Annotated in this window: 14 protein-coding genes; 2 read left to right on the top strand and 12 right to left on the bottom strand. The window is 70.5% G+C overall.

The window, feature by feature from the left end:
* Positions 1–131: 131 nt before the first annotated feature.
* Positions 132–1,121 (top strand): LysR family transcriptional regulator, encoded by a 990-nt coding sequence (locus AC1DFU_RS01920; RefSeq protein WP_441592503.1) that lies wholly within the window; start codon positions 132–134, stop codon positions 1,119–1,121.
* Between the two features lie 38 nt (positions 1,122–1,159).
* On the opposite strand, the gene AC1DFU_RS01915 is transcribed toward AC1DFU_RS01920, so the two are convergent.
* Genes AC1DFU_RS01915 through AC1DFU_RS01905 form a run of 3 tightly spaced genes read right to left on the bottom strand, consistent with a single transcriptional unit; the run spans position 1,160 to position 4,392 of the window.
* Entirely contained in the window at positions 1,160–2,140 is a 981-nt protein-coding gene (locus AC1DFU_RS01915) for a Bug family tripartite tricarboxylate transporter substrate binding protein (RefSeq protein WP_441592502.1), read from the bottom strand.
* A gap of 27 nt (positions 2,141–2,167) precedes the next feature.
* The gene (locus AC1DFU_RS01910; RefSeq protein ID WP_092295210.1) at positions 2,168–3,223 is read right to left on the bottom strand and encodes an acyl-CoA dehydrogenase family protein; all 1,056 of its coding nucleotides are present in this window, start codon (positions 3,221–3,223) and stop codon (positions 2,168–2,170) included.
* Positions 3,220–4,392, bottom strand: a complete 1,173-nt coding sequence (locus AC1DFU_RS01905; protein WP_441592501.1) for an acyl-CoA dehydrogenase family protein — start codon at positions 4,390–4,392, stop codon at positions 3,220–3,222. Before AC1DFU_RS01905 ends, AC1DFU_RS01910 begins: the two co-directional genes overlap by 4 nt.
* Before the next feature lie 272 nt (positions 4,393–4,664).
* On the opposite strand from AC1DFU_RS01905, the gene AC1DFU_RS01900 reads away from it, so the two are divergent.
* The gene (locus tag AC1DFU_RS01900) at positions 4,665–5,699 is read left to right on the top strand and encodes a Bug family tripartite tricarboxylate transporter substrate binding protein (RefSeq protein ID WP_441592500.1); all 1,035 of its coding nucleotides are present in this window, start codon (positions 4,665–4,667) and stop codon (positions 5,697–5,699) included.
* Positions 5,700–5,729: 30 nt separating this feature from the next.
* On the opposite strand, the gene AC1DFU_RS01895 is transcribed toward AC1DFU_RS01900, so the two are convergent.
* The 9 genes from AC1DFU_RS01895 to AC1DFU_RS01855 form a co-directional block, all read right to left on the bottom strand.
* Positions 5,730–19,379 (bottom strand): filamentous haemagglutinin family protein, encoded by a 13,650-nt coding sequence (locus AC1DFU_RS01895; protein WP_441592499.1) that lies wholly within the window; start codon positions 19,377–19,379, stop codon positions 5,730–5,732.
* A gap of 235 nt (positions 19,380–19,614) precedes the next feature.
* Positions 19,615–20,619 (bottom strand): FecR family protein, encoded by a 1,005-nt coding sequence (locus AC1DFU_RS01890; RefSeq protein ID WP_177219930.1) that lies wholly within the window; start codon positions 20,617–20,619, stop codon positions 19,615–19,617.
* 99 nt (positions 20,620–20,718) lie between these two features.
* Positions 20,719–21,234 carry an RNA polymerase sigma factor gene (locus tag AC1DFU_RS01885; RefSeq protein WP_092295224.1) on the bottom strand — a complete coding sequence of 172 codons (516 nt, stop codon included), beginning with the start codon at positions 21,232–21,234 and terminating at the stop codon, positions 20,719–20,721.
* Positions 21,235–21,237: 3 nt separating this feature from the next.
* The gene (locus tag AC1DFU_RS01880) at positions 21,238–21,951 is read right to left on the bottom strand and encodes an STN domain-containing protein (protein WP_092295227.1); all 714 of its coding nucleotides are present in this window, start codon (positions 21,949–21,951) and stop codon (positions 21,238–21,240) included.
* A 156-nt stretch (positions 21,952–22,107) separates the two neighbouring features.
* Entirely contained in the window at positions 22,108–22,659 is a 552-nt protein-coding gene (locus tag AC1DFU_RS01875; protein WP_441592498.1) for a YbjN domain-containing protein, read from the bottom strand.
* Positions 22,660–22,696: 37 nt separating this feature from the next.
* Positions 22,697–23,428 carry a hypothetical protein gene (locus tag AC1DFU_RS01870; RefSeq protein WP_441592497.1) on the bottom strand — a complete coding sequence of 244 codons (732 nt, stop codon included), beginning with the start codon at positions 23,426–23,428 and terminating at the stop codon, positions 22,697–22,699.
* Between the two features lie 10 nt (positions 23,429–23,438).
* Positions 23,439–25,265, bottom strand: a complete 1,827-nt coding sequence (locus AC1DFU_RS01865; protein ID WP_441592496.1) for a putative porin — start codon at positions 25,263–25,265, stop codon at positions 23,439–23,441.
* Positions 25,266–25,312: 47 nt separating this feature from the next.
* Positions 25,313–26,023, bottom strand: coding sequence for an energy transducer TonB family protein (locus AC1DFU_RS01860; protein ID WP_177219931.1), 711 nt, complete (start codon positions 26,021–26,023; stop codon positions 25,313–25,315).
* Between the two features lie 10 nt (positions 26,024–26,033).
* A complete protein-coding gene (locus AC1DFU_RS01855) occupies positions 26,034–26,444 on the bottom strand; it encodes an ExbD/TolR family protein (protein ID WP_092295239.1) in 411 nt (136 codons plus the stop codon).
* Positions 26,445–26,458 lie beyond the last annotated feature (14 nt).

The raw sequence follows: 26,458 nt of genomic DNA, 5'->3' as shown, positions 1-26,458 counted from the left end.
TCGGTTGGATGGCGCCGATCAGGCGCACGAATAGTGGGTTATGTCTGGATCGATATACACTGCGGGGGTCCACCGGACGCACCCCGCCAGGGGCGATGCCCGGCCTCAACTTACAAAATCTAGGGACATCGATGGAGCAAGGAGACAGCCTCGCCGGACCGGGCGACACCACGGGCGACACCACGGGCGGCCGACGCCTGCCGCTCGCGGACCTGCGCAAGAAGGACCTCAACCTGCTGGTGGTGCTTGCCGCACTGCTGGAGAGCAACAGCGTGAGCGAGGCCGCCAAGCGGCTCGACAGCACCCAGCCGTCCACCAGCCGCATGCTGGAGCGACTGCGCGACGAAATCGGCGATCCGCTGCTGATCAAGAGCGCGCTGAAGATGCTGCCCACGCGCCGCGCCCAGGAACTGCAGCCGCTGCTCGAAAACGTGCTGCGCCAGATCGAGCAAATCTACACCCAGGCGGCCGACTACGATCCGGCGCTGGAAACCGGCTCCTACGCCATCGGCATCAACGACTCCCTGCAGGCCGTGATCGCGCCCGGCTTCCTGGAGGCGCTGCGCCAGACCGCGCCGCGTGCGCGCGTGCGCATGCAGCCGGTGCCGATGCCGAGCGGCGTCAGCGCGCTGTCCAGCGGCGCCATCGACGTCATGGTGGCCTTCCACCCGGCCGAGGAGCACGAATCGCTGCGCGCGGAGCTGCTGTTCAACGCCCAGTTCGGCTGCCTGTGCGCCACCGACAATCGCCAGATCGGCGACCATCCCACGCCGGCCGACCTGACGCCGCTGCCCTGCCTCGATGTCTCGCAGTTCGGCCTCGTGACCAAACTGATCGACCGATACTTCGGCGCCCACGGCACCACGCGCAACATCGTCGGCACGCTGACCAGCTATCTGGCCGTGCCGGACGCCGTGGCGGGCACCGCCATGTACGCGATGGTGCCCGGCTACCTCGCCCCGCTGCTGTGCCGCCATCCCGGCGTGCGCTTCGCGCCAGTGGTGGACCCGCTGCTGACCGTGCCGGTGCACCTGTGCTGGCACAACAACGTCCACACGCACCCCTTCGTGTCGGTGCTGCGCACGCTGCTGACGCAGGCCGCCGCGCCGCTGGCGCACTGACGTCCCGGGGTGTCCATGGCGGCTGCGCCCCATCGCGGCTACTCCGGACGGATGCCCGCCGCCTGCGCCACCCGGCGGAAGCGCGCCATCTCGGTCTGGTGGAAGCTGCGCATCGCGTCGGGGTCGTAGGGCATCAGGCTCGACCCCGAACGCGCGACGTAGGCGGCGGACTCCGGCGTCTTCAGGATGGCCTGCATCGTCGTGGCCAGCCGGGCGACGATATCGTCCGGCGTCTGCGCGCGCACGTAGAACGACACCCAGCTGTACTGGATGTAGTCCGGATAGCCGCTCTCGCGCACCGTGGGCACGTCCGGCAGCTCCGGATGCCGGCGCTCGCCGGACACCGCCAGCGCGCGCAGCTTGCCCTGCTTCAGCAGCGGCAGCGCGCCCCCGGTATCGACCAGCGCCAGGTCAAGCTGGCTGCCGAGGATGTCGGACATGATCTGCGCCTGGCCCTTGTACGGGATATTGGTGAAGCGGATGCCCGCGAGCGAGCCGAACCACACTGCCGCGAGCTGGTAGCCGGCGGAGTAGGTGCCCACGTTGAACGGCCGCTCCTGCTTCTTCGCGGCGGCGGCCAGATCGCCCATGGTCTTCAGCGGCGACGTCAGCGGCACCACGAACACATTCATATTGCGGCTCAGGCCCGCCACCGGGCGCAGATCGGCGACGGGGTCATAGGGCAACTGCTTGATGACGAGGGGATTGACCGACATCGGCGAATTGCTGGCCAGCAGGATCGTGTAGCCGTCCGCCGGCGCGCTCTTGAGCGCCTGGATGCCGATGACGCCATTGGCCCCGGGCCGGTTCTCCACCACGACCGCCTGGCCGAGTTCGCGCGCCAGCGCCTCGCCGTAGAAGCGCGCCGAGGCGTCCGAGCCGCTGCCGGGCGTGAACGGCACGATGATCCGCAAGGGCTTCGAGGGGAAGTCCTGCGCGCGCTCGCCCGCCTGCGCCGTCGGCGCGTAGGCGAGCAGCGTGGCGGCCACCCCGGCCAGCATCGTCTTCAGCCATGTCATGGTGTCTCCCCGTGTGTCGTCTGAAGGCTAGGCCGCCGCGGCGGTCAGGTCCGCCCACAGCGCATCGCCGCCGCGCGCAATCGCACGCCGGCCAATCTCGGCCGCCCAGTACGCCTCGGTGCCGCACTCGGCACGCCAGGCCCACACGCGCCGCGTGGATTGGTGCAGCGAATGCTCGTGCGTGAAGCCGATCGCCCCATGCACCTGATGCGCGATGGCCGCCGCGCGGCCGGCGGACTGCCCGCAGATCACCTTGGCGACCATCGCCGCCTGGGTCCAGTCGCCGGCATCGACCGCCGCGCAGGCGGACGCCACGGCCATGCGCGCGGCCACGGTCTCGTTGGCGAGGATGGCCAGTTGCTGCTGCACCGCCTGGAACTTGCCGATCGGGCGGCCGAACTGCGTCCGCTCGTTCGCGTACTGCACGGTCTGGTTCAGGATGCGCTCCAGCAGGCCAGCGATGCCGATCGCCCGCGTCAGCGCGCCGAGTGCCTGTGGCGCCGCTGGCCATCCCGCCGGATCGCCGCGCACGGCCGCGCTGTCCGGCACGCGCTGGAAGGTGAGCCGGTCGCGCGGTTCGTTGGCGAGGTTCACGCCGGTCTCCACCGCAGCGGCGCCGGTCGCGGCGAGCAGCCAGAGCGGCGCCTTGGTCTCGGCATCGATCGCGCGGATCAGCACATGGCCCACGTAGCGGCCCCACGGCACCGCTACCGCGCCATCGAGTGCCCATCCATCGTCATGCAGACAGGCGCTGACGGGCGCGGCGAGATCGGCAAGGCCGATGGGGCCGCCCGGCATCGCCACGCCAAGCTGGTTCAGGACCCAGCCTGCCACTGCGGTGTCCAGGAACGGCGCCGGGGCGTTGGCGCCGGCCAGCAGCACCGGCAGGCCCTCGGTCCAGCTGGCCTGCGCGCCCTCGTCCGCTTCCGGCACGAAGAGGCGGGTCAGGCCGCTGGCCTCCACCTGGTCCCACAGTTCGGCCGGCCACAGGCCGTGTTCCATCGCGTCGATCCGGGCCGGCGTCACGGCATCGGCAAAGAGACGGCTGGCGCTGTCCGCCAGCATGCGTTCGAGTTCGTTCATCGGACCCCCAGTCCCTTGGCAATGATGCCGCGCAGGATTTCGCGGGTGCCGCCGCGCAGCGAGAAGGACGGCACAACCTGTGTCAGATAGCGGTGCGTGGCCGCGAACGGCGACGCGCTCCCCTGCAGGGCATCCCCGAACAGCTGGTGCGCCACCTCGGGAATTCGCTGTTCGAACAGCGCGCCAAGGTCCTTGACGTTGGCGGCGGCCACCTGCGGGTTTTCCCCGCGATTCAGCATGGCCGCAATGCCGCGCGACATCTGCCGCAGGGTGGTCAGTTCCGCCACCAGCAGGCCCAGCTCCGTGGCCTGGCGGCTGTCCGCGGCGTCGGCGTGATCGAGCATCTGGGGCAGCAGCGCGTAACTGCTCAGGTAGCGCTCGGGGCCGCTGCGCTCGAACGTCAGCTCGGCCGTCACCTGCGCCCAGCCGTCGCCTTCCTTGCCGATCAGCATGCGGTCCGGCACGAAGACATCGGTAAACACCACCTCGTTGAAGCCCTCCTCGCCGGAGAGGCTGCGGATCGGCCGCACCTGCAGGCCCGGCGAGTTCATGTCGACGAGGAACTGCGACATGCCCTTGTGCTTCTCGTCGGCGCCGCGATCGGTGCGCACCAGCGCAATCATGTAGTGCGAGCGGTGCGCGTTGGAGGTCCAGAGCTTGGTGCCATTGATGACCCAGCCGCCTTCCACGCGGTCGGCGCGGGTGCGGATCGAGGCGAGGTCGGAGCCCGAGTCGGGCTCGCTCATGCCGATGCAGAAGTAGACCTCGCCACGGGTGATGCGCGGCACGATCTCGGCGGCGACGGCCGGATCGGCGTAGCGCATCAGCAGCGGTCCGCTCTGGCGCTCGGCCACCCAGTGGCCGCCGACCGGCGCGCCGGCGGCGAGCAGTTCCTCAAGGACCACGTAGCGTTCGAGCATCGAACGCCCCTGGCCGCCGAACTCGCGCGGCCAGGTCATGCCGATCCAGCCCTGCGCGCCGAGCGCCAGGCTGAACTCGGCATCGAAGCCGCTCCAGCTCTTGGCGCGCAACGGGCGCGGCCGGTCCGGCATGACCCGGGCGAGAAATGCCCGCACCTCGGCCCGCAATGGTGCCAGCGGCCCATCGGGCTCGGCTGGGCGGATCACTATCCTGGCGGCTGTGTCCACGCTGTCTCCTGTCGTTATCATGTGTCGCGTTGCCGGGGGCCCCGCGAAAGTGACGACGAGATTAGCAAGCCGCAGACGCCGCACCTATCGCACGGACGGCATATCCGAAATGCGTGCGATAGGTGCGGCGCGCCCGAGGCATGGTTTTCCCGTAGCCGGACCTATGCCTGCGCGGCGCATACCGGCCCGCGCATAACGGATATGCCCCGCCGAGCCTTGCCTCGGTGCGGCGCGAGCCAGTAGGCTCTTCCTCCATCAAACGACGACGGATCACCGTTGCGGAGGAGACCACCATGAGACACCGACACGACAAGGTTCGCGCCATCCCTCACCAAACCCGGCGTCGTACGCTGCACACGCTGGCCACCCTGGCGGCGGCCATCGGGCTGGCGCCGCTGGCTGCCCTCCCCGCCCTGGCGCAGGGCGATGCCGCCAGCTTCCCCAACCGGCCCGTGAAGTTCATCGTGCCGTTTCCGCCGGGCAGCGGCACGGACACTGGCGCGCGCATCTTCGCCAAGAAGATCGGCGACCTCACCGGCCAGCCGGTCACGGTGGAGAACAAGCCGGGTGGCAACGGCTTTATCGGCGTGCAGACCGCGCTCAACGCGCCGGCCGATGGCTACACGGTCTTCATCGGCAGCAACTCCACGCTCTCCACCAACGCCGCCACGTTCCGCAAGCTGCCCTATGACCCGCTGACCGACTTCGCGCCGATCAGCCTGCTGACGCGTGGCCCGTGCCTGATCATCGTGCCGCCAAACTCGCCGTACAAGAACGTCGAGGAGCTGGTCGCGGACGGCAAGAAGCGCCCCGGCGCGCTCAACTACGCGAGCGGGTCGATGTCGTACACGCTGTATTCGGAATGGCTCAATGACATGACCGGCATGCGCTCCACCGGCATCAACTACAAGGGGGCGGGCGATGCGATCAACGTGACGCTCTCCGGCACCGTGGACTTCGCGGTGGTGGACGCCAGTGGCGCCATCGAGCTGGTGAAGAGTGGGAAGCTGCGCGCGCTGGCGTACACAGCCCCGCAGCGCACCCACCTGCTGCCCGATGTGCCGAACGCGCAGGAGGCGGGCATTCCGCAGTTCCTGGCCTACAACTGGGTGGCTGCGGCGGTCTCGGCCAAGACGCCGCCGGAGCTGGTGCGCCGCTGGGCCACGCTGTTCCACCAGGCGGCAGAGACACCGGAACTCAAGGACTACTACAAGCGACAGTCCACGACGGTCATCATGTCCAGCCCGGCCGAGATGCGCCAGTACCAGCAGGAGGAAATCCAGCGCTGGAAGCAACTGGCTTCCCGCGCTGGCATCCCCCTGCAGTAAGGGTCGCAGTCAGGGCCGCTGTACGGTCCTTTAGCGCTCCAGGTTCTTGCGCTCCGTGGCGGTGAGCATGCGCAGCTGCGATTCGCCCAGGTCCATCTGCCCCAGCACCTGCACCACGCCTTGCGGATCGTACTTCGGCGGCGTGGCGCTGGCGCCTTCGCGTCCTCGCGGCGCGTAGGCGCCAGCGCTGCCGTCGCCCTCATTGCCGTTGCCGAGCACCCGCACCGTGAACACCGACGGCAAGCCCTGGCGCGCCGCGGCGCGGTCGCGCTGCACGGCATCCTGCGCCGCGCTGGCCGCCTGCGACGCCGCCGCGCTGGCGTTGCTCAACGCCCCCACGTTGATCGCCGCCACCACCGGCATGCCCGCCGCCTTGCCCTGCACCTGGATGTTCTCCGCATTGACCACCCGCAGCGCCGCCAGATTGACGTTGCCCGAGACCCGGATACCGGCCTCGCCCGCGTCGATGGTGCCGAGCGGCGCAATCAGGTCGATATCGCCCGGCGGTACTTCCGGGATCGGGTTCAGCGTGGCGATACCCGCGCCCGTATTCGGCGTGGTCGGTGACAGCGCCACCAGACCGATATCGTCATAGGTACGCCGCTGCGGCGTGTAGACCACGGTGGACTTGGAACCGCGCCCGGCGTTGATATCGCCCTGCGCCGACCAGCCGAGGATATTGCCGCCGAAGGTCGTGAAGATGCGGCTCTGGCCCAGCAGGATACTGTCGCGGGCATACATCTGGATCTCGCCCGCGCCCTGCGTCAGCACGCCGGAACCCTCGCCCGGCACGAAGCCGCCGTCCACGCCGACCAGCGTCCGGCCACCCGGCGTGAACACGCTGATGTCGCCGCCGAAGTCGGTGTGGATGCCGGCATCGAGCACGTCGTAGAACGGCACGCTGCCGGGGCTGCCCGCAGCCAGCCACTCGGCCTTGCTCAGGTACTTCGTGCCCGGTTTGGGACGCGTGGTGAAGCGCCCGTCCAGGTTGTCCTGCCCGCTCTGGTAGAACCGCGCGCTGCTGAACATCGTCAGGTCGCCCTGATAGTCACCCTGAGCGTCCGCCGCCTGCCCCGGGAACAGCGTGGCGATGGCCTCGCGGCCCCGCAGGTAGCTGCCCGCGCGCGGACCGGTGGCGTCGTTGAACTCGCGGCCCGAGGCCTTGAGTTCCGCGTAATACACGTTGCGCAGGTAGGCGCGCTGCTGTTCCGGCGGCAGCGCGGCGAGGAACTGCCGCGCGTCCATGGTGGCGGCATCGAAATGCACGCCCAGCCCGTTGCTGCCGCCGAAGCGGTCCGTCAGCCAGTTGACCAGGTGTAGCTGGCCGGCCAGTCCGTATTCGCGCTGCAGGTCGCGGCTGGGCGCCGCGGTGCCGGCGGCCAGCGCCGCCTTGCGCGACTGGTCCAGCTCGGCCTGCCGGGCGGCCAGGAAGGCCGGGGCGCCGGCCTCGTCGCCGGTGTAGCCGAACTCGGCGCGCAGCCAGTCACCCAGCGTCAGCTTGCCGCCGTAGGTGGTCACGGCCTTGCCCGGCTGATCGGCCAGCGGGCGCCCGCTGTCGGCCTGATTGGCCGCATCCAGGTAGCGCGCGGCGAAGGCGTCGAAGCCCAGCCCGTCGAGCCCCTTGGCGCCCACGCCGGCGGCCACGGCAATCGCCGCGCCGTTCGAGCGGTCGTGCTGCGCCGAACCAGCCACCGCGCCGATGCTGCGCAGCTCGCCCTTGTCCGCCAGGTAGAGATCACGCCCGGCGGTCACTTCCAGCAGGCCGGGGCCCGCCACATAGAAGCTGCCGCCCCGGATGTCGCGGCCCGCCGAGATCACCGAGATGTCATCGTCGTTGCCATGCACGATCAGGTTCCCGCGCGTGGTGGCGATCGTGTTCCGGGTGGGCCGCAGCGGCGCGTCGGGCTCGGAGCTGTAGTACTGGCCGAACCAGCCCAGCGCGTCTTCCGGTGCCATCGCAAAGGTACCCAGCGGCGTGCCGGCGTTGACGATATCGCGCCCCGCGCGGATCGCCACCGGCCCGCCCCCCTCGTACAACGGGCTCTGGGTGCCTACCGTGCCCGTCAGGCTGCCCACGTAGATGATGGTGCCGGTGCGCAGGCCGACGATATCGCCCGCGTTCGCATAGAAGCGCGCGGGCGGCTGCCCCTCGCGGGTATAGCCGGATGCGGTGGGCGACGTGAGGCTGAACAGCGGATACGCCTGCTCGCTCTCCACCCCCTTCGAGAACAGCACGCTGGGCGCCAGACCCTGCGGGTCGATATTGCCGACCACGTGCTGGCCGTACCACGCGGTACCGACCACGCCGAGGAAGCCGGGGTTGAACGGGCTCGGCAGCAGCGTGGGATTGGCGCCGGACTGGGTCACCGAGTAGCCGGCGGCGTAGATCGAATTGCCAGCCAGCAGCTCCAGCGCGCCGGTGCCCGTCACCGCGAAATGCGGGCTCACCGGCGAAGGTGCCAGGATCAGGCCGACCGGCGACTGCTCCGGACTGTTGTTGCTGACCCGGCCGGAACTCGCGTTGCCGTAGTACAGGCTGCCGTTGGGCGCCGCCGCGCGCAGGATCGACGGCATCACGAAGCGGCCGTCGGTGGCGCTGTGGTTGCTGCGGTCCCGGTCGTCCGTCCACGACGTGGACGGCGTCAGGTTGCCGCCGGCGCTGAACAGGTCGATGGCGGTGGACGGCGTCCACAGCGAGAACCAGCTCCAGCCCTCGCCATCCTGCGCGGTGCCGTCGAGCGTGAACGGCGTGCCGTTGTGGAACTGGGCCACGCGGCCCGGATCCGCCACGCCGCCGAGGACCAGGTCCCCGCGCGACTCGATGCGCACGCCGGCATCGCCCACCACCAGCACCGGCCCGCCGCCCGCGATGGACGAGGTGGCCACATAGGGCTGGTAGGCGCGCGTCTCCATCGGATCGGCACGGTCGTAGCGCAGCTCGATGCCGCCCACGGCGCCGGCTTCCAGCCGCAGCGCGCCGCGCAGGTTGACGAACGTGCTGTTCAGGTCCAGGCGCGGATTCGAGAAGCGGGTCAGCGGCGTGATCTCGCCATTGCTCTCGGGCTGGTTGCGGACTTCCGCCACCGGGTTCAGGCCGCCGCCGATGCGGATGTCGAGGTCGCCCCCGCCGGTCTGCGTCAGCGTGCTGCCATCGGCCGAGACGCGGCCCGTGCTGCCCACGGCCAGCACCAGACCCTGGCTCCGCGAGAGCACCGGCGCGCCATTGCCCATGCGCGATTCCAGCATGCCGGCGTTGCCGCCGGCTTCCATCACCAGATTGCCGCCGCCGAGCGTGCCGATACCGGTGAAGCCCACCAGGAACGGCAGGGTGCCCTGCACCGCGTACTGGTCGTCCTTGGCCGCCACATAGCTGCCGAAGTTGACCCACCACGCCGTGGGCACGCCCTCGCCGGGCGCTGCCGCGCTGCCGGTGCCCTGGCGCCACAGCCAGCCGCCCACGGCCGAGGTGTCGAAGTGGATGCGCATCTGGCCGAGCGCGTCGTCGTTGCGGATAGTGCCCGGCTTGGTGCCGATGATGTCGCCGCGCACATCGCCCTGCGCGCGCACCAGCACGTTGCCGCCGTGCTCGGGATACCACGCCTGGTACGTGCTCTGCGCGCCGCCGTTGATAAACGGTTCGAGGTAGGCGCCGTTAGCGCCCAGCAGCGTGCCGTCCGCGCCCCTGGCGCGCGCCTGGTTATAGGCCGCACCCACGCCGGCCGCCTGCGTGCCGGCGGTATAGACGCCGAACGGCGAGGTCATGGTGAAGTCGGCCGCGGCCAGCAGGTCGAGGTCGCCGGTGCCGGTGCGCAGCACGCTGAACATCTGCTGGCGCCCCGGCATCATCTTGTCCTCATAGACCGGCGGCGTGCCATCGGCGATCTTCTCGACGAGGATGCCGAGGCCCAGGTCGTTGAGCCCCGCCACTGCTTCCTCACCGCCATACGCCTCGAGGTTGATCGGCGTGCCCGGCACTTCGCCGAACATCCAGGCCTCCGGCCCCCAGATGTACTGGCCCGGGATGCCCGTGCCCGGCTTGAGCACGGTCTGCTGGGCCAGCCCGTAGTGGGTATCGGCCAGCAGGAGCTGCCCGCGCGTGCTGCGCGGCTGCAGCGCGCGGGTGTCGGCCGCCGTGAGGTCGGCGCCGCCTACCAGCCGCATCGACCACGCCTGCGAGCCCTGCTCCAGCATCGGCGCCAGCGCCCAGGTGCGGCCCTGGTTGCCGCTGGCATCCGCGTCGCGCATCAGCACGGTGGTGGCGTCGCCGGGCAGCTTCACCACGGTTTCGGCCGGGATCATGGCGCCCTTGCGCAGCATCAGGTCACCCGCCAGCACCACGCCGTTGACCGGGCCGTAGGTGGGCATGTCCACCACGGCGCCATCGGGGAACGGCAGCGGCACGCCGGCCGGCCACGTCATGGCCGCCACATGCGCGGCGCCCGGCAGGCGGTTGCCCGCGTCGAGCTGCATGCCGGTGGTCAGCGTGAGCGCGGCAGACAGTACCGTGCCGGCCGGATGCACCACATTGCCCGCGCCGTCGCGGATGGCGCCGCCCAGCACGGTGCCGGCCGGCAGCACGAGGTCCGCTGTCAGCGTGGCGCGCGTGGGCAGCTCGGTGCCGGCGCGCAGGCTCATGGCCTGGATCGGCAAGGCGTAGTTGAGCGCGCGGCCCGGCTGGAAGAAGGTGCCGTCGGCCAGCGTGACCTTGCCGTCGGTCGGCACCACCACGTCGCCGCCCCAGGGCACGCGGCCCTTGACCAGCATCCAGCCGTTGTCGTCCGGCGTGACGGGCAGCGCGGCGCCGTCGAAGCCATCGGACACGCTGCCAAAGATCTTGAAGTCCCCGCCGGCACGCATCACCAGCGCGCCCGCCTCGCCGGAGCCGCGCACGCCGGTCTGCTGCGTATGCGGGTTGACGCTCGCGTAGCGGTAGCCGGACAGGTCGATATCCCCGTCGATATGCAGGTCGCCATCGGGCGTGATCGAGACGATCTCCACGCCCGGGCGCAGGTGGAACGCGTCCGCGTAGGTACGCAGCCCGGCCAGCCTGCGGGTCATCAGGTCGCCGTTGGCCAGCGCGTTGCCCATGAAGGTCAGGCTCGCCGCGTGCTTCTGGTCCAGGTAGCCCTGGGTGATGGACTGGTAGTCGCGCCCATCGGCCGTGCCGCCGGAGACCAGCGGCGCGTCGTTGTAGGTCTGGAACGCGTTGACGGTGATCGCGCGCGCGCCGTCGATGCGCACGCTGCCTGATGCGTCGATGTCGACGTCGTTGCCGGTGGCGCCGCCCAGCCGGCGGGCGCTCAGCTCCACCGTGCCGAGCGACAGCGGCGTGCCGTCGGTGCCGGCGCGCACGTCCATGCGCGCGCCGTCCGCCAGCGTCAGCCGGCCTTGGCCCGCGTTGATGTCGATCATGGCGCGGTTGGGCGCCTCGATCACCTGCCCGTAGCTGTCCACGCGCAGCACGCGGCCATGGGCGTCCAGCAGCGCGCCGCCGCCAATCGTCACGCCATCGCGCGCGGCCAGGCGGATGCTGCCGACCTGCTCGCCGCTGGCGTCCACGATGCCGTTGACTACCAGCCGGCCGCCATCCACCGAGACGCTGATCTCGCGCGCCTTCAGTTCGTCGCCCACCGTCAGGTCGCCCTGCTTGATCTGGAAGTTGCGGCCGCCGGTGACCCCGCCCGCCGTCAGGCGCTGGTTGAGGCCGATGAAGTCGGCCACGTGCTGGCCGCGAATGTCGGCGCCGCCGGCCGCGTACGGCACCCACGTGCCGCCCGCATCGTAGTAGCCGGTGCTGCCGCCGGCGATGGCACCGCGCAGGTCCACCGTACCCGCGCCAGCCCCCACCGCCACGGCGGTGAGCTTGCCGGCGCGGTTCTCCAGCGCGGAGAGGTCGATGCGCGAACCAGCCGTCTGCAGGATGTTGCCGGACTGGCTTTCCAGCACCACGTCGCCGCCCCAGCTGTACTTGCTGACGTCGAAGAAATCGACCTTGCGGCCGGCGAGGTCCAGCCGGGCGCCATCGCCGAGCACGACATCGCCCTCGGCGGACACCGTGAGCTTGCCGCTGGGCAGCGCCACGGTGGTGTCGAGTGCCACGCTGCGTCCGGCGAGCGAGACTTCCGCGCCCAGCGCGGCAATCAGCTCCGCATTCGTCAGCGCGGGCGCGGTAGCCCCGGCAGGCGCGGCCACGTTCACCGCGCCGCCCGCGCGGATCTTGTTGACCGAGCCTGCCGCGCCGGTCAGCAGCGGCGTGTGGATCGTCAGGTCGCCGCCGTTGTAGGCGTAGGCGTTAATGGCTGCATCCCAGGCGCCGCGCGTCTGGTAGACCGCGAGCGAGCCGGTCTGGTTGGCCGTGACGCGTTCGCTGGCGTTCAACTCCACGCCGCCGAAGCCGAGCACCAGCCGGTCCATATCGTGGATGGTGTCCGGACGGGTGCCCGGGCCGTAGCCGAATTCGATCTGGCGGGCATCGACGATGAACTGCCCGCTGCCGTTGCCGGCGCCACCGGCCGCCACCTGCCCCGGCGCGGTGTTGGTGCCGTTCCAGACCAGCGTGTCGGTACGGATGCGGGCGCGGGCGTCGGCGTCTCCCAGGCCGTAGATGGCCGGGGTGGTCAGCACCAGCCGTTCCAGCGAGGACTTGCCAGTGGCAGGGTCGATGGTGGACAGTTCGATCGAATCGTAGAAATTGACCGCGTCGCGCGCCGTCAGCACCAGATTCTCCAGTGCCGGCGCGCCCGCGCTGGTGTCGCCGCGCAGCAGGCGGTCCAGCACGCCCTGGTTGAGGGTCAGCCCCGGGGTCAGGGCATTGCGCGCTGCCATGGCCGCCAGCGACGCCTCGCTCCCCACGTTGATGCCGCCGACAGCCAGCGTCAGGTTGCGCGTGCCGTAGCGCGCCGTGTCGCGCAGCTCGAAAGTCTGGTCGGTGGCGGCCGCGATGGTGCCTTCCGAATAGAGCTGCGTGGTGCCGTTGCAGACGGCGCCCGCCGCGCAGGCGCCAATGTCGATGCGGCCCGGGCCCTGCGCCGGGTCATTGCCGATGGCAGGCGGCAGCAGGTCCAGCCAGCCGTTGGACACCGCCAGCACGGACAGCCGGGCCGGATCGTAGACGTAGCCGTCCATGGAATCCCACGCGGCCTTGCCCTGCCCGAGCGTGTTGATGCCCGCGCCCTGCTCGATGACGATGCCGCCGGACTTGGCGCCGGTGACGAGGAACACCTCGCCGGCCTTGAGCACCGCGCCTTCGCGCAGCACGATGTTGCGGGCGTTGCCGGTGAAGGTGGCGATGTTGTCGCGCGGTGCGCCGGTGGTGGCGCGCACCACGGCGGGCAGGCCGCCGATGCCGAGGCGGTTGGCGCCGATGGCATTGAGGTCGTCCGCGTGCAGCGAGATCTGGTTCAACAGATCCCCGCCGGGCAGCGCCCGCGGCGTCGCGCCGGCCGCCAGGATCTCGTAGTCGCCGGAGTTGCTGACGACCAGCGCGCTGCCGCCATAGCCGCCCGTCGGCGTGCCGTAGGCGGTGGTGCCGCTGGCAAAGCGCAGCGCGGGCGCGTCACCGATCTTGCCGGCCTGGATATCGGCGATGAATTCGAGCTGAAGGCCCTTGGCGTCGCGCTCGAGCATGGGCCGTGGCACGCCGTTGAGCGCCGCGTTCGCCAGCCCGAATTCGGCGTAGCTCGTCTCGTTGTACTGCGACAGCCGGCGCAGCCTGTCGGCCGAGGTCAGCAAGACCTGCGTCGGCAGCGCATCGCGGAGGGTCGTGTTGGCCGTGCCGAGCTGCGCGGAGGTGGCGTACGAGCCATTGCGCATGGCCAGCGCCGGTCCCTGCCCCAGCCCAGCCTGGCTGGCGCCGTTGAGTTCCACGCGGAACGCGCCCGGTAGCAGCGCGAAGGTCGAGGGCAGCAGCGTGTAGGTGCCGGCAGGCAGCCCCGGCACGCCCGCGCCGATGGTGATCTGGCGGCCGATGGCCGGGTCGCTGGCGCCGTGCTCGGCCACGATCGGCGCATAGCCGGCCTGCGCGCCCGGCACGATGGCGTAGATGGGATTGGTGCCCAGGCCCGGCAGCGTGAAGCCGCCCTTCGGCGACACCTGCACCAGCGGATTCATCCGCGCGTCAGTGGAGCCGCCGCGCCCGGCCAGGAAGGCCGCGCCGGTCAGCTCGCCGCCGCCGGTCATGTCCAGCAGCGCGCCCGGCTGCACATCGATGGCGTGGCCGGTCAGGTTGATGGTCGGCCCCGCGCCCACGCCGGGGTACACCACGTCCGTGCCATTGTGCATATAGCTCAGGCCGTCCAGCGTGCCGCCGTAGGGCATCACCAGCCCGTTCGCGCTGACCGAGGTCACGCTGCCCGGCAGCACGTTGACGACGCCGGTTTCCGTGCCATTGCCGCTGGTCCCGATCGAGACCGAGCCGAGCGGGGCCCGCACGACGCCGCCCTGGTTGACCGTGGGGCCGGAGAGACTCAGGGTGCCGAAGACCGAGTACGGCGTGGCGGGGAGTGCGTCGCCCACCCGCTCGATGTTCAGCACGCGGGTCGGGTCGAAGGTGCGGATGGGGCTGCCCCACTGGTTGACACCGTCGATCTGCCCGACCAGGACCCTGCCGCTGTCCTGCATGGCCGGGTAGATCTGCGAGGCGGCCAGCGTCAGGTCGCCCGGCTGGTACAGCAGCGCGGCGCCGGACATGCGGATGTCCGAGGCGCTGCGCAGCGTCATCTGGTCGAAGGCATCGCGCTCCACCTTGAGCGGATCGACGGCGTTCTGGATGATCTCGCCGCGCGCGCCAACGCTCAACTCGCCCACGATGTCGAGGAACTGCGCATCGGCCAGGAAGCTGGTGCCGTCCGCCACCAGCGGCACACCGAGCGTGCCGCCCGCCGCGCCGGAATTCTTGGAGCCGCGCACCGGGTTCGGCATGATGCCGTTTTCGCCCTGGCTGCGCGTGGTGCCGGCGAGGCGCATATAGGGCGCCGCCAGGCTGACACGCGTGCCGGCCGCAGCCTGTTCGGCCAGGCCGATGGCGCTGGCGGTCAGGCTCAGGCTCTGGCCCATGGCCAGGTTCACGTCACCATCGAAGCTGATCAGGCCGTTGGCGAGCAGCGCCAGGTTGTCGAAGCCACCGGCCGCCACACGGTCCACGCCGATACGGGCGGTGCCGTAGCGCAGCGCGGCATCGCGCATGCCGGGGCGCAGCGCGTCGGAGAGGCCGCTATCGCCCTGCACCTGCGCCACCACCAGTTCACGCGGCACACGCACCGCGTCGTCCACGGCCGCGCCCTTCAGGGTGTTGCGGTCCACGCCGAGGTAGGACGGCGTCTCCAGGTTGATCGCCAGCGTGCCGCCGGCCGCGCCCGCGCCACCGGCTGCCGCGCGCAGGTCGCCATCCACGAACAGGCCGCGCATCGAGCTGAGCGCGATCACCCCGCCGTTGCTGGCCACGTTGATCGGGCCGACGCCGGCTACGTCCACCACTGCCGACGCCCCGGAGGCGTCCAGCCGCGCGCCGGGCCGCACCACCACGAAGGCATCGGCCGCATCGACCTCCCGTGCGCCGTCCACGTGGCGCGCGCCGATCTCGATGGTGCCGCCGTTGGCGACCTCGCCATAGGCCCGGCCCTGCACGTCACGCGCGGTGACCGCACGGCCTGCCACGTCGATCACGGCATCGCCGCCGATCCAGATCGAGCGGCCATCGGGCGTGCCGCTCGGCGACGCCGCATTGCCCACGCCCAGCGCGGTCTGCAACACGGCGACGCTGCCGCCCCAGGCGTTCAGCGTACCGTCGATGGTGATCTGGCCGTTGCCCTGCAGCGTCAGCGCGTGGCCCGGATCGACCGTGACCGTGGCGCCCTGCCCCACCGTCACCGGCGCCTGGCCGTAGACGTTGCCGCCACCCAGCACGAGGTCGGCGCCGCGCCGCTGCGTCAGCACGCCATGGACCGGATCTTCCTCCCACAGCGGCGGCAGCCAGCGCTCCAGCGCCTGCGAGGGGTCCGCGCCGGTGGGCACCCTGTGCGCCGCCGTGGTGTCGTGGCGCAGCACCGGCATGATGACGTCGACGGTGGCGCCGTTGGCGATCTGCGAGCCCTGCTGGCCCGATACGTCGTACTTCGAAAAGCCGGTCTGGAACAGGTCGGTATCCAGCACCAGCAGCGGCTTGACCGCTACGTCGGTGGAAAGCACCGCGCCAGCCGGCAGGCGGTCTCCGGCGGCCATCGCATGGTCGGTCTGGAACGCCGTGCCCGCCTTGACCGTGGTGCTGTACATCGCCACCGGCATGCCGTTCGGGAACACGTTGCCCGGCACCACGTAACCGGCGCCCATTTCGCCCTGCGTGCGCACCAGCACGGTCCCAGCAGGCACCGTGGTGCCGCTCGCGTACCAGGCGCCGTTCGTGTCGTACACAACGAACTGGTTGAAGCCGACGCCCGGCGGCACCACCCACGGCGTAGCGAGCGTGAGCGGCCGGCTCGGCGCGATGGCGATGGTGCCCGGCGACACCTGGCCCGGCGCAGCGGTGTCGGACGTGAACGTGTAATCCACCGGCAGCACCGTGCCCGCCTTGATCGTGAACGGCTGGTCCAGCGTCAGGTGCACCGGCACCGATTCCCCGGCGCGCAGCACGCCGGATTCGGCCAGCAGGCCGCCGCCGATGGCGACGCCCAGCCCCGAGTCGATGGTCAGCGTACCGCCGCCGTTCACCCCGTAGCCGCGCAGATCGCCATCCATGCGCAGCGTGCCCGAGCCGGTGCCGGCCACGTCATACTGGTTCGAGCGGAGCGTGATATTGCCGCCGCGCCCGCCGCGCAGCGAGCCGTCCGCCATCAGCGCCGCACCGGACGACACGTCGATCAGGCTGCCCGCGCCGAGCGTGACGTCGCCCGAGCTGCTGACCGTGACCGAGCCGCCGTTCACATAGGGCAGGCCGTCGATGTTGCCCGGGTCCTGCTTGAGATTGGTCCACAGGCCGCGCGCATCGAGGGTGACGCCGGGCGCCACGGTCACGGTTGCCGTGCCGGTGGGCGCGTCGGTGACGGGCCGGTCGATCCAGTTGCCCGGGGTGCCCCGGCTGACGATGTCCCCAAGCGCGATGGTGCCGCCACGCGCGGTAAGGTCCGCGCCGATGTCCACCGTGGTGGCATGCAGCCCCAGCGCGCCGCCCGTCGCCACGGCCAGCGGCGCATCCACGGCAATGCCATCCTTGGCGAAGACCGTGAAACCGCCGAGTTCCAGCCCGTTGAGCCAGCCCGCGTCGAGACGGATATGGCCGCCGCTCTGGTCCGCCGGCAGCGCGTCTTCGAGCGCGATACCCTGCGCGATGCCCTGCACCGCGCCAATGTCGACCTGCCCGGCCACCGCCGTCGGGATTTCCCGGATCGTGTTGGTGGCGGGGTCGAACAGCGGCGTCAACTTGCCGATCACCAGCTGTCCGCGCCGCGGCGCGGCAATCTGGGACTGCTGGTAGCCGTCCAGCCCGGCGTCGCGCGCCTGGCCCTGGCGCGGGCCCTGATAGACGGTGGCGTCGATATCGCCCTCCATCACAGCCGAGGCGGTGGACACCACCACGCGGCCGGCATCGCGGCCCACGGTGTAGCCGTTCTCCAGCCGCTCGCGCGGCGCGATCAGCGGGTTGTAGAACTGCTCGGTGGCCTTCGCGCCCCAGCGCTTGTGCGCGGCCTCGAAGCCGCGATACACGCCCTCGTAGGTCATGTCGCCGGGCGCGGTGGCGAGGTTGTAGAGCTGGCCGTCTCTGCCGCGCAGCCAGGTCTGCTTGATCTTGCCGGTCTGCACGTCCAGCGAGCCGCCCGCCACATTGATGGTCGAGCCCGCCCGCGAGACCAGCTCGCCGCCTTCGAACAGCACGGTGCCGCCCAGCGCGGCCCATTCGCCGATGCCGTGGCCGCTCGTGTTCAGGTAGCCGCTGACTTCCAGCAGGCCGCCGCCGGTGTACCAGCGGTCCGTGGTGGCGCCGTTGGTGCCGGCCGGCACGCGCACGAGGTAGCGCCGGTCCACCCACATGGTGGTGTTGTTCAGCTTGCCGGAGTCGCGGTTGTTCGGGGCGTCGCGCTGCTCGTTGCCCTGGACGTTGATCTCGACGTTGTTGGACTCCATCGCCACGCGCACGCCCACGGCGCCCGCCACGTCCAGCACGGCGCGGTCGGCCAGCAGCGTGCGCCGCGCGGCATTGACCTGGATCTGTCCGCCGGTGGCCAGCGCCAGCGAATCGGCGTCGAACAGCACGTCCCCGCCCGAGGCGATCTGCACCAGCGACTGGTCGCGCCGGTTGTAGCCGCCCTCGCTGGCGGTGGCGGAATCCTTGATCAGCGCGTCGCGCTGCACGTCGAGCGCGGTCTCGTTGCTGTCGGCCAGCAGGATGGCGGTGACGCTCCCCGGGGCCAGCGTCACGCGGCTCTTGTCATCGCCCTCGGCGCGCAGGTGCACCGTGCCGCGCGTGGTGACGGAGCTGCTGGAGAGCAGCACGCCGCGCTGCTCGACCGTATGGCCCTTGAGCGTGATGTCGCCGGTGGCGGCCTGGATCAGGCCGGCGTTGGTGACCAGCCCGGCCGTGCTGCCCGGGTTGCGCAGCACATCCACCTCATTGCCGCGCGTGGTGGACGTCTTGTTCGCGTCGGTGCCCATGCCCCGGCGAATCACAAAGCTGTCGCCGGCGGCCAGCGTAGTCTGGCCGTTCGGCGTGACGATGGTGCCCCGGTTGTGCGCCTCGCGGCCGGCCAGCAGCACATAGCCGCCGCCCTCGGTCACGCTCTGCGGCGTGCGCGTGGCGATGCGGGCGCCCGCTTCCACCACCACGTCGCCGGTGGCGTTGCCGAAAGAGGTAGCGGTCGCCGTCGAGACCAGGTCATTGGCGAAGGTGGGCACGTAGCCGCTGCCCTTGGCCTCGCTGAACAGCCCCTTCTGGAACTGCGAATCGGTCATGCCGGCGGCGGCGGCCACGAGGTTGCGCGTGTCGACCTGGCTGGTGCCCTTGAAGACGATGCCGTTGCGGTTGACGATCATCACCGTGCCATCGGCCTTGATCTGCCCTTGGATCTGGCTGGGCCGCGCCTGCGGATCGTTCACGCGGTTGAGCACCGCCCAGTCGGCCTGCTGGTGGAACTCCACCGTGGTGTTGCGGCCCACGTTGAAGGTTTCCCAGTTCAGGATGGCGCGGTCGCCGGTCTGCTCGATGGAGACCACGGTCCGGCCATCGACAACCTTCTGCCCGGTGGCCTTGTCCAGCGGCCGGGCGTTCTGCCAGCCCGCCGTCAGGCTGTTGGTATCGACCTTGAGGCCGCCCTCGGCCAGCCCGTCGGGGACGGACGGGTCCTGCGCGGCGGCGTTGCGCGCCGCAGCCTGCGCGGCCTGCATGGCGGCGATGGCCTGCGCGGTGGTGGCGAGGTTCTGGATCGAACGCTGAAGCTGCTGGTTGGCCTGCTGTTGCTGCGCGGACGGGTTGGTCAGCGCGGAGGCCGGCATGCCGTTGGGCAGCCGGCCGGTGGCGGCCGCCGTGCCCTGCATCATGTTCTTCTGCGCCATCCAGTCGCGGCTGAAGGCCTGCTGGGCGTGCGCGCCATCGAGCATGCCGCCCGCTGCCACCAGCAGCGCTATCGCATGGGCCAGCGGCCGGCGGCGTGGATTCGGAAGCCGGAAGCCGCCGCCGTGTTGTGGCGAAGGCATGTTCCCGCTGTGAGCGCGCATCTGCATGGTGATCTCAATCCCGTCAAGCAACGTTGGCGGGCCGCCTCTCGCAATCTGCGTGGCGTGGCGGCCCTGTCGTCATGTCCACCGACGGCAAGCGCCGTCGATGCTCCTGGGACCTAGACCATTGGGCCGAAGGGAATCGGCAAGCTTTTCCTTGAAGATTTCGTGACAGCGATCCGGGAAAACCCGGACCACCGTGCCTGCGAAAAACCTAGCTCAGCAGCACCATGCCGCCCGGCAGCGTGCGCGCGTGCAGCCCGAACGAGCGCTGCATCTGGACGATGGCCTTGTCGAGCGCGTGAATCTGAAAACGGCCGGTGACCGGCTTCGCCGCGAGTTGGCGGTCCAGCAGCACGACCTTGCCGGTACGGTAACGATTGATCTCGTCGAGCACCTCGCCCAGCGGCGCATCGGTGAAGCGCAGGTAGCCCTGGCGCCAGCCCGGCATGCGCGCGGCATCGAGCTGTTCGGCGCGGCCCAGCGTGTGGTCGTCGTAGCGCAGGCGCTGGCCGCCCGACAGTTGCACGGTGCCGCTGGCATGGGCCACCTGTACCTGGCCGTCGATGCAGGTCACGCACACCGCGCCGTCCAGGTGCCGGACCTCGAAGCGCGCCGCCTGGCGCTGAAGCGCCTGCGTATGGCCGGCGCCGGCCGCCACCACGAAGGGCGTTTCGGCACGGCTCAGGTCGATGGCGGCTTCCCCGGCGATCAGGTCGATGCCGCGCGTGCCGCCCGCGCCGGGCCACACCGCGATGCTGGTGCGCGTATTGAGTTCGACATCGACGGCGCCGCCCAGCGCCAGCCGCCGCTGTTCGCCGGTGGCGGTGCGGTAGTCGGCACGCCATTCATTGGCGGCGGGCCACAGGCCCAGCGGCGGGTGGACGACGGCTGCTACCGCCGTCGCTGCGGTGGCGCCGAGCGCGCCACCGAGGAACGCACGCCGCTGCCAGCTGGACGGACGCCGTGCCGCCGGCAGGGTGGCGTGTATGGCGGCGGGGTTGCGCGCCTTGACCATCGCGGCGGCCTCGCCGAGCTGGGCCCAGCGGGCGCGCGCGGCGGCAAAGGCGGCGGCGTGGGCAGGGTTCGCCTGACACCACTGCCGCAGCGCCGCGCCGTCGGCATGCGTGATCTCGCCCGCCGCGACACGGCGCACCCAGGCGAGCGCCTGCCGCTCGACGGGATCCAGTTCGCGCGGCGGGGGGAACGGAGCATTCATGGTTGGGATCATGGCGTCAGACGAGCCATCCTCGGGTAGCGCCCGGCCAGCAGGCTTACAGACAAGACGGTTGGGCGGACGCGGATCGGCACGATTTCTTCACTCATGCTTCGGCATGTGCGCCATGCAGTACTCATGGGCGCGTTTCAGTTCCAGACCGACCAGTCGCGTGGATACGCCGAAGCGCACCGCCACCTCCTGGTTGGAGCGCTCCTCCACGCGCACCGCGAGGAAGATCGCCCGCCGCCGGGGCGGCATGCTGTCGATCAGCCGCGCCAGCGCCTCCAGCTCGTCGCGGGCGGCCACGGTCTGCGCCGGCCCCGGGGCGGGATCCGCGATTTCGAGCATCAGCGTGTCCACCTCGTCCGCACTCATATAGCGGCGGTCGCGCTGGAGCCGGTCCAGCGCGAGGTTGGTCGCCATCCGCATCAGGTAGGCGGCCGGGCTGCTGACCGGGCCGCTTTCCTCGCTGCGGTCTTCCAGATGGACCCAGGTGTCGTGCAGCGCGTCACTGGCCAGCTCGGACGAGCCGAGCCGCCACGTCAGGCGGCGCTTGAGGTCTTCGTAGCGCAGCGCGAGGAGGTCGCGCAGGGTGGCGCGGGTGGAATCGCTCATGGCTCAGCCCGCCTGCCGTTCGCACGCCGGGCGGCACGCGCCGGCCTGCGCCGCCCGTGCGTCGCAGTGCACGGGGTGGGCCAGCAGCACGAAGGGCCGCGACGGATCGGTGGGCGACAGGCCCACATCGACCTGTTCGAGGGTCTCAACGATGGCTGCATCGCGTGCCTTGTCGCCGGTGGTGTCCAGCAGCCGCACCTGCCGCACATGGCCGGAGGCATCGACATGCACGCGCAGCGCCAGCCGGTATTCCCCGAACGCCAGCGACGGCCGCGCGCACAGCGCCCGGTAGATGCGCGCCTGCACCGCGCCGTCGACCTGGCGCTGCCGGCTGGCGGTGGCCTCTGGCGCGGGCGCATCCGGCGGGCGGGGTGTGGGGATCAGCACGAAGGCGTCGGACGCCGCGGCCTGCACGGTCAGCCCGGTGCCGTCCACCAGCCTGCGCAGCGCGTCCTCGGGGCGATAGCTGCCATGCACCGGATTCGAAGTGCGGCCCTCCGCGAGTTCGGAAGGGAAGAAGACGGACAGGCTGGTCAGCCTGTCGTACTGCGCCAACGCCTGTTTCAACGGCTGGGCCGGCAGGTCGAAGGCGATCTCGGCCATGCCGTCCGGCGTGGCCTGCTGGGCGCGGAGCTTCTGGCAGGCCATGCAGAGCACGAGCAGCGTCAGGTAACCCACCAGCGCGCGCGCACTGGGCGATGCGACCAGCCTTGCCATCACGATCCAAGATGAGTCGTCCGTTGAGGAATGCCCGACGGCGCCGCTTGCGGGCGCCTTGAGCCGGTCCGCATCGTAGGACTCCTGTGTGACGTAACCGTGACTGCAAGGCGGCGTACTGCCCTCCCCCCTCCGGGAGGGGGGGCGTGGCAAGCTTCAGCCGGCAACGGCGTCGGTGGCGGCGGTGACGTCATCGGTGACGGCTACATCGGTCGCCGCTTCCGTCGCCGCTTCCGTCCCGGCCGCCTGGAAGTTGCGCAGATGCAGGAAGAACTGCCCCATCATCTGCACCCAGAGCTGCATCGCCACGCCGAGATAGGTGGGCGCGACGCCGCCGGAGACCATCACATCCATCTCCAGCACCACAAACTCGCCGTGCTGCGCCACACGCGCGAAGCGCCGGCTGCGGTGCCACTCGGCCACCACGCCCTCCGGCAGCGTGCCGCCCTGCACGCGCAGCGGGCAGCTCAGCGTGAAATCCACATACTCGCCGGGCGCGGCGGCGTTGCCCCACAGCACCTGGAAGCCGACGCCATGGCTGGCGCTATGCAGGCGCGGCACGCCCTCCTGCTCGATAACGGTGACGGCGCAGCCGGCCGCCTTGACGGCGTCCGCTACCTGCTCCGGCGTGACGGTCTGCAGGAGGGTCGGGGTCGGTTGTTCGATGGTTTGTGCGACGGCGTCGAACGGGGTGGCGATGGTGGTCATGAACTGGTCCTGAAATCTGAAATCGGTAGAAGAGGGGTTAGTGCGTCTTTTGCGGCGCGGCGTCCGGCTGGCTCGCCGACTGGGCGGGCGGGGCCGGCGGGGCAGCCTGCGCCGCCGCAGCGGCGGAGAACTGCCCTTCGTAGAGCTTGTCGCCAAACTGCTGCGCGATCTGCTCGTAGCGCACGCGGCTCTGCGCGGCAAAGGGCTGGCGTGCGCTCAGCACCGTGCCGAGATCGACGGTCTCGTAGGCCTGCAGCACCTCCTGGCCCACCGCGTACAACTGCGCGTTCTTGGCTTCGCACTGGGTCAGCGCGGTCTTCTGCGCGGTGGTCTCGGCGGCCAGGCGCTGGCGCTCGGCGTCCAGTCCGCGTGCCATCCTGAGCAGTTCGTCGTACGCGCCGCGATACTGGGCGATCTGCGCGCCAGCCTTTTCCACCTGCGCCTGGCCCTGCTGCTGGCTCTGGCGCAGCGCCTCGCGCGACTGGCGCTCGCTGGCCAGCTGCGCACGGGCAGCCTCCAGCTCCTTCTTCAGGGCATCGACATCGGCCGGCGCCGCGCCAGCCTTGGCGGCGGGCTGGCTGCCGCCGCCTGCCTTGAGCACGGCCAGTTCGTTCTGCGCCTGCTGAAGCTGCGCGGTGGTGTTGCGGAGCTGGTTGCGCAGACGCTCTTCCATGCTCTGGCCGGCCGGGGCCTGCTGGGCATGGGCGGCGCCGCCGGCCACCAACAGCGCGGCGGCCAGGGCAATGCCGGAGAGGAACGGATGGGACACGGTGTCCTCCTTAGAAACGGGCGTTGACTTCAAGCTGCAGCGTGTCGATCGACAGCGGCGGCCCGAACACTTCCTTGGTCGAGATCCAGCGGCCGGTCACCCAGGCGTTCTTGTCGAACGCATAGGAGCCGCCGAGGTAGTAGCCGCGCGCATTGGTGCCGCCCATGTGGAAGGTCGAATCGTTGTAGCCGTCCGGCATGGCGTCCGGCTCGATGCGCTTGTAGCCGGCCAGCACGTTCCAGTCGCCGCGTGCCGAAGGCGTGGGCTTGCCGAAGGTGGCCTGGAACATGTAGGCGTTGCCGCCACTCTTGAAGTCCGCGCGGCTGGTGCCGCCGCTGGCGCCGAAGTTGTTCACAATGCCGCCGTTGGCGCGCGCGAACATCTCGTCCGGGTCGTAGGCGAGGTTGCGGATGTAGTTGCCGTCCAGCCGCAGCATGTACTTGCCGGCCACCTTGGTGTCCCAGCGCAGGTTGACGTCGAGCAGCTGGAATTGCGAGGCCAGGCCCACGTACTGCGGCTGCGGCGTGTTAGCCGGGTCGAGCGGGTTGAGCGCGATATTGCGCAGCAGCATCAGCGTGTTGCCCTTCTGCATGAAGGCCGGACGGCTCCAGTCGGTGCTGCAGCTGGTGGCGCCCGCGTACAGCGCGCAGGGGTCGGACACCCGGCCGCTGACGTTGTGGAAGTCGTAGTAGGCCAGCGCGCCGCGCAGGCGGTTGTCGTCGTTCACCTTCCAGCTCGCGCCGATCTGCGCGCCCAGCAGCCACTTGTTCTCGCTGCTCATCTTGTCCTGGCTGTTGCCCGGGAAGCCGTCCGACGAGTATTCGAGCGGGATCAGGCCCAGCGAGCCGAACAGCGAGATGTCGCGGTTAGGCAGCGCCTTGTCGAACTGCGCGGCGATGCCGTCGAAATTCAGGTCATTCGAGAACAGCGTGTCCGACGACACAAACGGGTTGCCGAAGCGGCCGCCGGTGACCTTGACCCATTCGAACGGCTGGTACGACAGCCAGCCCTGGTCGAGCCAGACGTCCTTCTTGGCCAGCCCGCCGCCGAGCGTCTGGTTGGTGGAGACCGGGCTGTTGTCGTTGCCGGTGGCCAGGCGCACGCCGGCCTTCACGCTCTCGGACACATCGGCGAGCACGCCAATCCGCGCGCGGGCCTTCCACTGGAGCGTGCGGTTCTGGCGCGTGTTGAGCAGCGGCGGGAGCGCCAGGTTGGTGTTCGGGTTGACGTCGAAGCCGCCGCCCGAGTTGATGGCGGCCCAGTCGATCTCGATATTGCTGTTGTTGCCCGAGTAGAAGCGCGATTCGTTGCGCAGGCGTACATCGCCCTCGACATGGATGCGCTGGGTCCACTCCGGCGTTTCGTTCGGCGCGGCCCAGCCTTCGGCCTTGGCCTGGGCCATTACCTGCACCTTCACCTCGTCGCGGATCTCGTCCCGCACGGTTTCCGGGATGTACGGCACGCGTACGTCGCCAGGCTGCAGCGCGGCGGCGGTCACGGCACCGGCAGCGGCACCCGTGGCGACACCGGCCCCGGCACCCGTGCCGCTGGACGCCTGCATGGTCGCCAGTTGGCGCTGGGTCTGCTGCGCGGCCATCGCCTCGGTCTGGGCCTGCGCCAGCAGGGCCTCGCCGGCGTCCTTGCGCAGCGCGCCGCTCTCGATCAGGCCACGGATCAGCTTGACCATGGTGCTGTCGCCCTGGGCGGCGGTCTGCGCGTTGGCGCCGCCACCCGCGGCCAGCAGCGCGACGGCCAGGGCAAGCGCCTGCGCGCGGCGCCGGGTGCGTGGATCGCGCGTGATGGGCGTGGCGCGCGGGTGGATGGCGGAGGGATTCATCGGTGTGTTCTGCATGATGTGTTGGGAATGGGGAGCGCGCGGCATCGTCATGGCCGGCGCCCCTTGATCGACATGCGCAACGGCGAGCGCAGCGTGGCCGGCGGGCGTTCGTCGGCACGGAATTCGCGCACCATGGCGAGGACCGCTTCGTCGGTCTTCGCGTTGCCGGTGCCTTGCGAGAGCTGCACGCGCGTGACGGTGCCGTCCGCATCGAGCCAGACGTCGATGCGGATATCGTCGAACGCCAGCTGGCGGGTGCGCGCGTCACGCGCAAACGCCTGCTGCAGCGCGCTGGACAGCCACGACGCGTAGGAACGGCTGCCGAGCCCGCCCCCGCCACCGGTCATGCCGCCGCCGCTGCCCGCGCCGATGCCGAACGCATCGGTGCCGGCCTGCGCGGCGCCGTCGATGGTGACCGGGTCGCCCAGGTCCTTCGAGGGGCTGGGCGGGCTGTCGTCCTTGGGCGGATCGAGCGGCTCCATCGGCTTGGGCTCGGGCTCCTTGATTTCCGGCTTGACCTTCTCCGGCTCCGGCTCGGGCAGTTTCTCGGGCTCGGGCGGCGGAGGCGGCGGCGGTGGCAGCACCAGCGTGGGCGTGGCGGCAACTTCGCGCTTGGTGCTGGCCGTGCCGGACAGCAGGTACCAGACCACGGCCGCGAGCACCACGAACGCCAGCGCGCCAATCAGGTGCCCGCCCCAGCGACGCCAGAGCACCGCAACGCGTGCGCGGAAATCAGGCGGGGGATCGCGACGGTTCACGCTGTCTCCCTTACGCCGGCTTGCCGGTGACGAGGCCGATCTGGTTCAGCTCGATCCGCCGCAGCAGGTCGAGCACCTCCACCACCTTCGCGTATTGCACGGCGGCATCGCCGCGCACGATCACCGGGAAATCCGGCGTCAGCGCCTTCTCGGTGCGCAGGCGCTCCTCCAGCTCCGGCAGTGACACCGGGTAGGCGTCCAGGAACACCTGGCCGGCGTTGTCGATGGTGATCGCCTTGGTCTTGGGCTTCTCCAGCGCCACCGAGGCGCTGGCCTTCGGCAGATCCACCTTGATGCCGGGGATGCTGGCGTTGCTGGTGAGGATGAAGATCACCAGCACCACCAGCAGCACGTCCACGAATGGCGTGATGTTGATGCCGCCGGTGCGCTTCTTCGTGCCGAACTTGGCTGCGTGTGCCATGGTTTCGGTACCCC

This window comes from Cupriavidus sp. 10L45, assembly GCF_056395225.1.
This window is presented reverse-complemented; position numbering and strand designations above follow the sequence as displayed.

Bases quoted from the DNA above. Each gene is read 5' to 3' on its own strand.
- AC1DFU_RS01920 (WP_441592503.1), top strand. From the start codon at position 132: ATGGAGCAAGGAGACAGCCTCGCCGGACCGGGCGACACCACGGGCGAC.
- AC1DFU_RS01855 (WP_092295239.1), bottom strand. From the start codon at position 26,444: ATGGCACACGCAGCCAAGTTCGGCACGAAGAAGCGCACCGGCGGCATC.
- AC1DFU_RS01885 (WP_092295224.1), bottom strand. From the start codon at position 21,234: ATGAGCGATTCCACCCGCGCCACCCTGCGCGACCTCCTCGCGCTGCGC.
- AC1DFU_RS01900 (WP_441592500.1), top strand. From the start codon at position 4,665: ATGAGACACCGACACGACAAGGTTCGCGCCATCCCTCACCAAACCCGG.
- AC1DFU_RS01865 (WP_441592496.1), bottom strand. From the start codon at position 25,265: ATGAATCCCTCCGCCATCCACCCGCGCGCCACGCCCATCACGCGCGAT.
- AC1DFU_RS01905 (WP_441592501.1), bottom strand. From the start codon at position 4,392: ATGATAACGACAGGAGACAGCGTGGACACAGCCGCCAGGATAGTGATC.
- AC1DFU_RS01890 (WP_177219930.1), bottom strand. From the start codon at position 20,619: ATGAATGCTCCGTTCCCCCCGCCGCGCGAACTGGATCCCGTCGAGCGG.
- AC1DFU_RS01875 (WP_441592498.1), bottom strand. From the start codon at position 22,659: ATGACCACCATCGCCACCCCGTTCGACGCCGTCGCACAAACCATCGAA.
- AC1DFU_RS01895 (WP_441592499.1), bottom strand. From the start codon at position 19,379: ATGCCTTCGCCACAACACGGCGGCGGCTTCCGGCTTCCGAATCCACGC.
- AC1DFU_RS01880 (WP_092295227.1), bottom strand. From the start codon at position 21,951: ATGGCAAGGCTGGTCGCATCGCCCAGTGCGCGCGCGCTGGTGGGTTAC.
- AC1DFU_RS01915 (WP_441592502.1), bottom strand. From the start codon at position 2,140: ATGACATGGCTGAAGACGATGCTGGCCGGGGTGGCCGCCACGCTGCTC.
- AC1DFU_RS01910 (WP_092295210.1), bottom strand. From the start codon at position 3,223: ATGAACGAACTCGAACGCATGCTGGCGGACAGCGCCAGCCGTCTCTTT.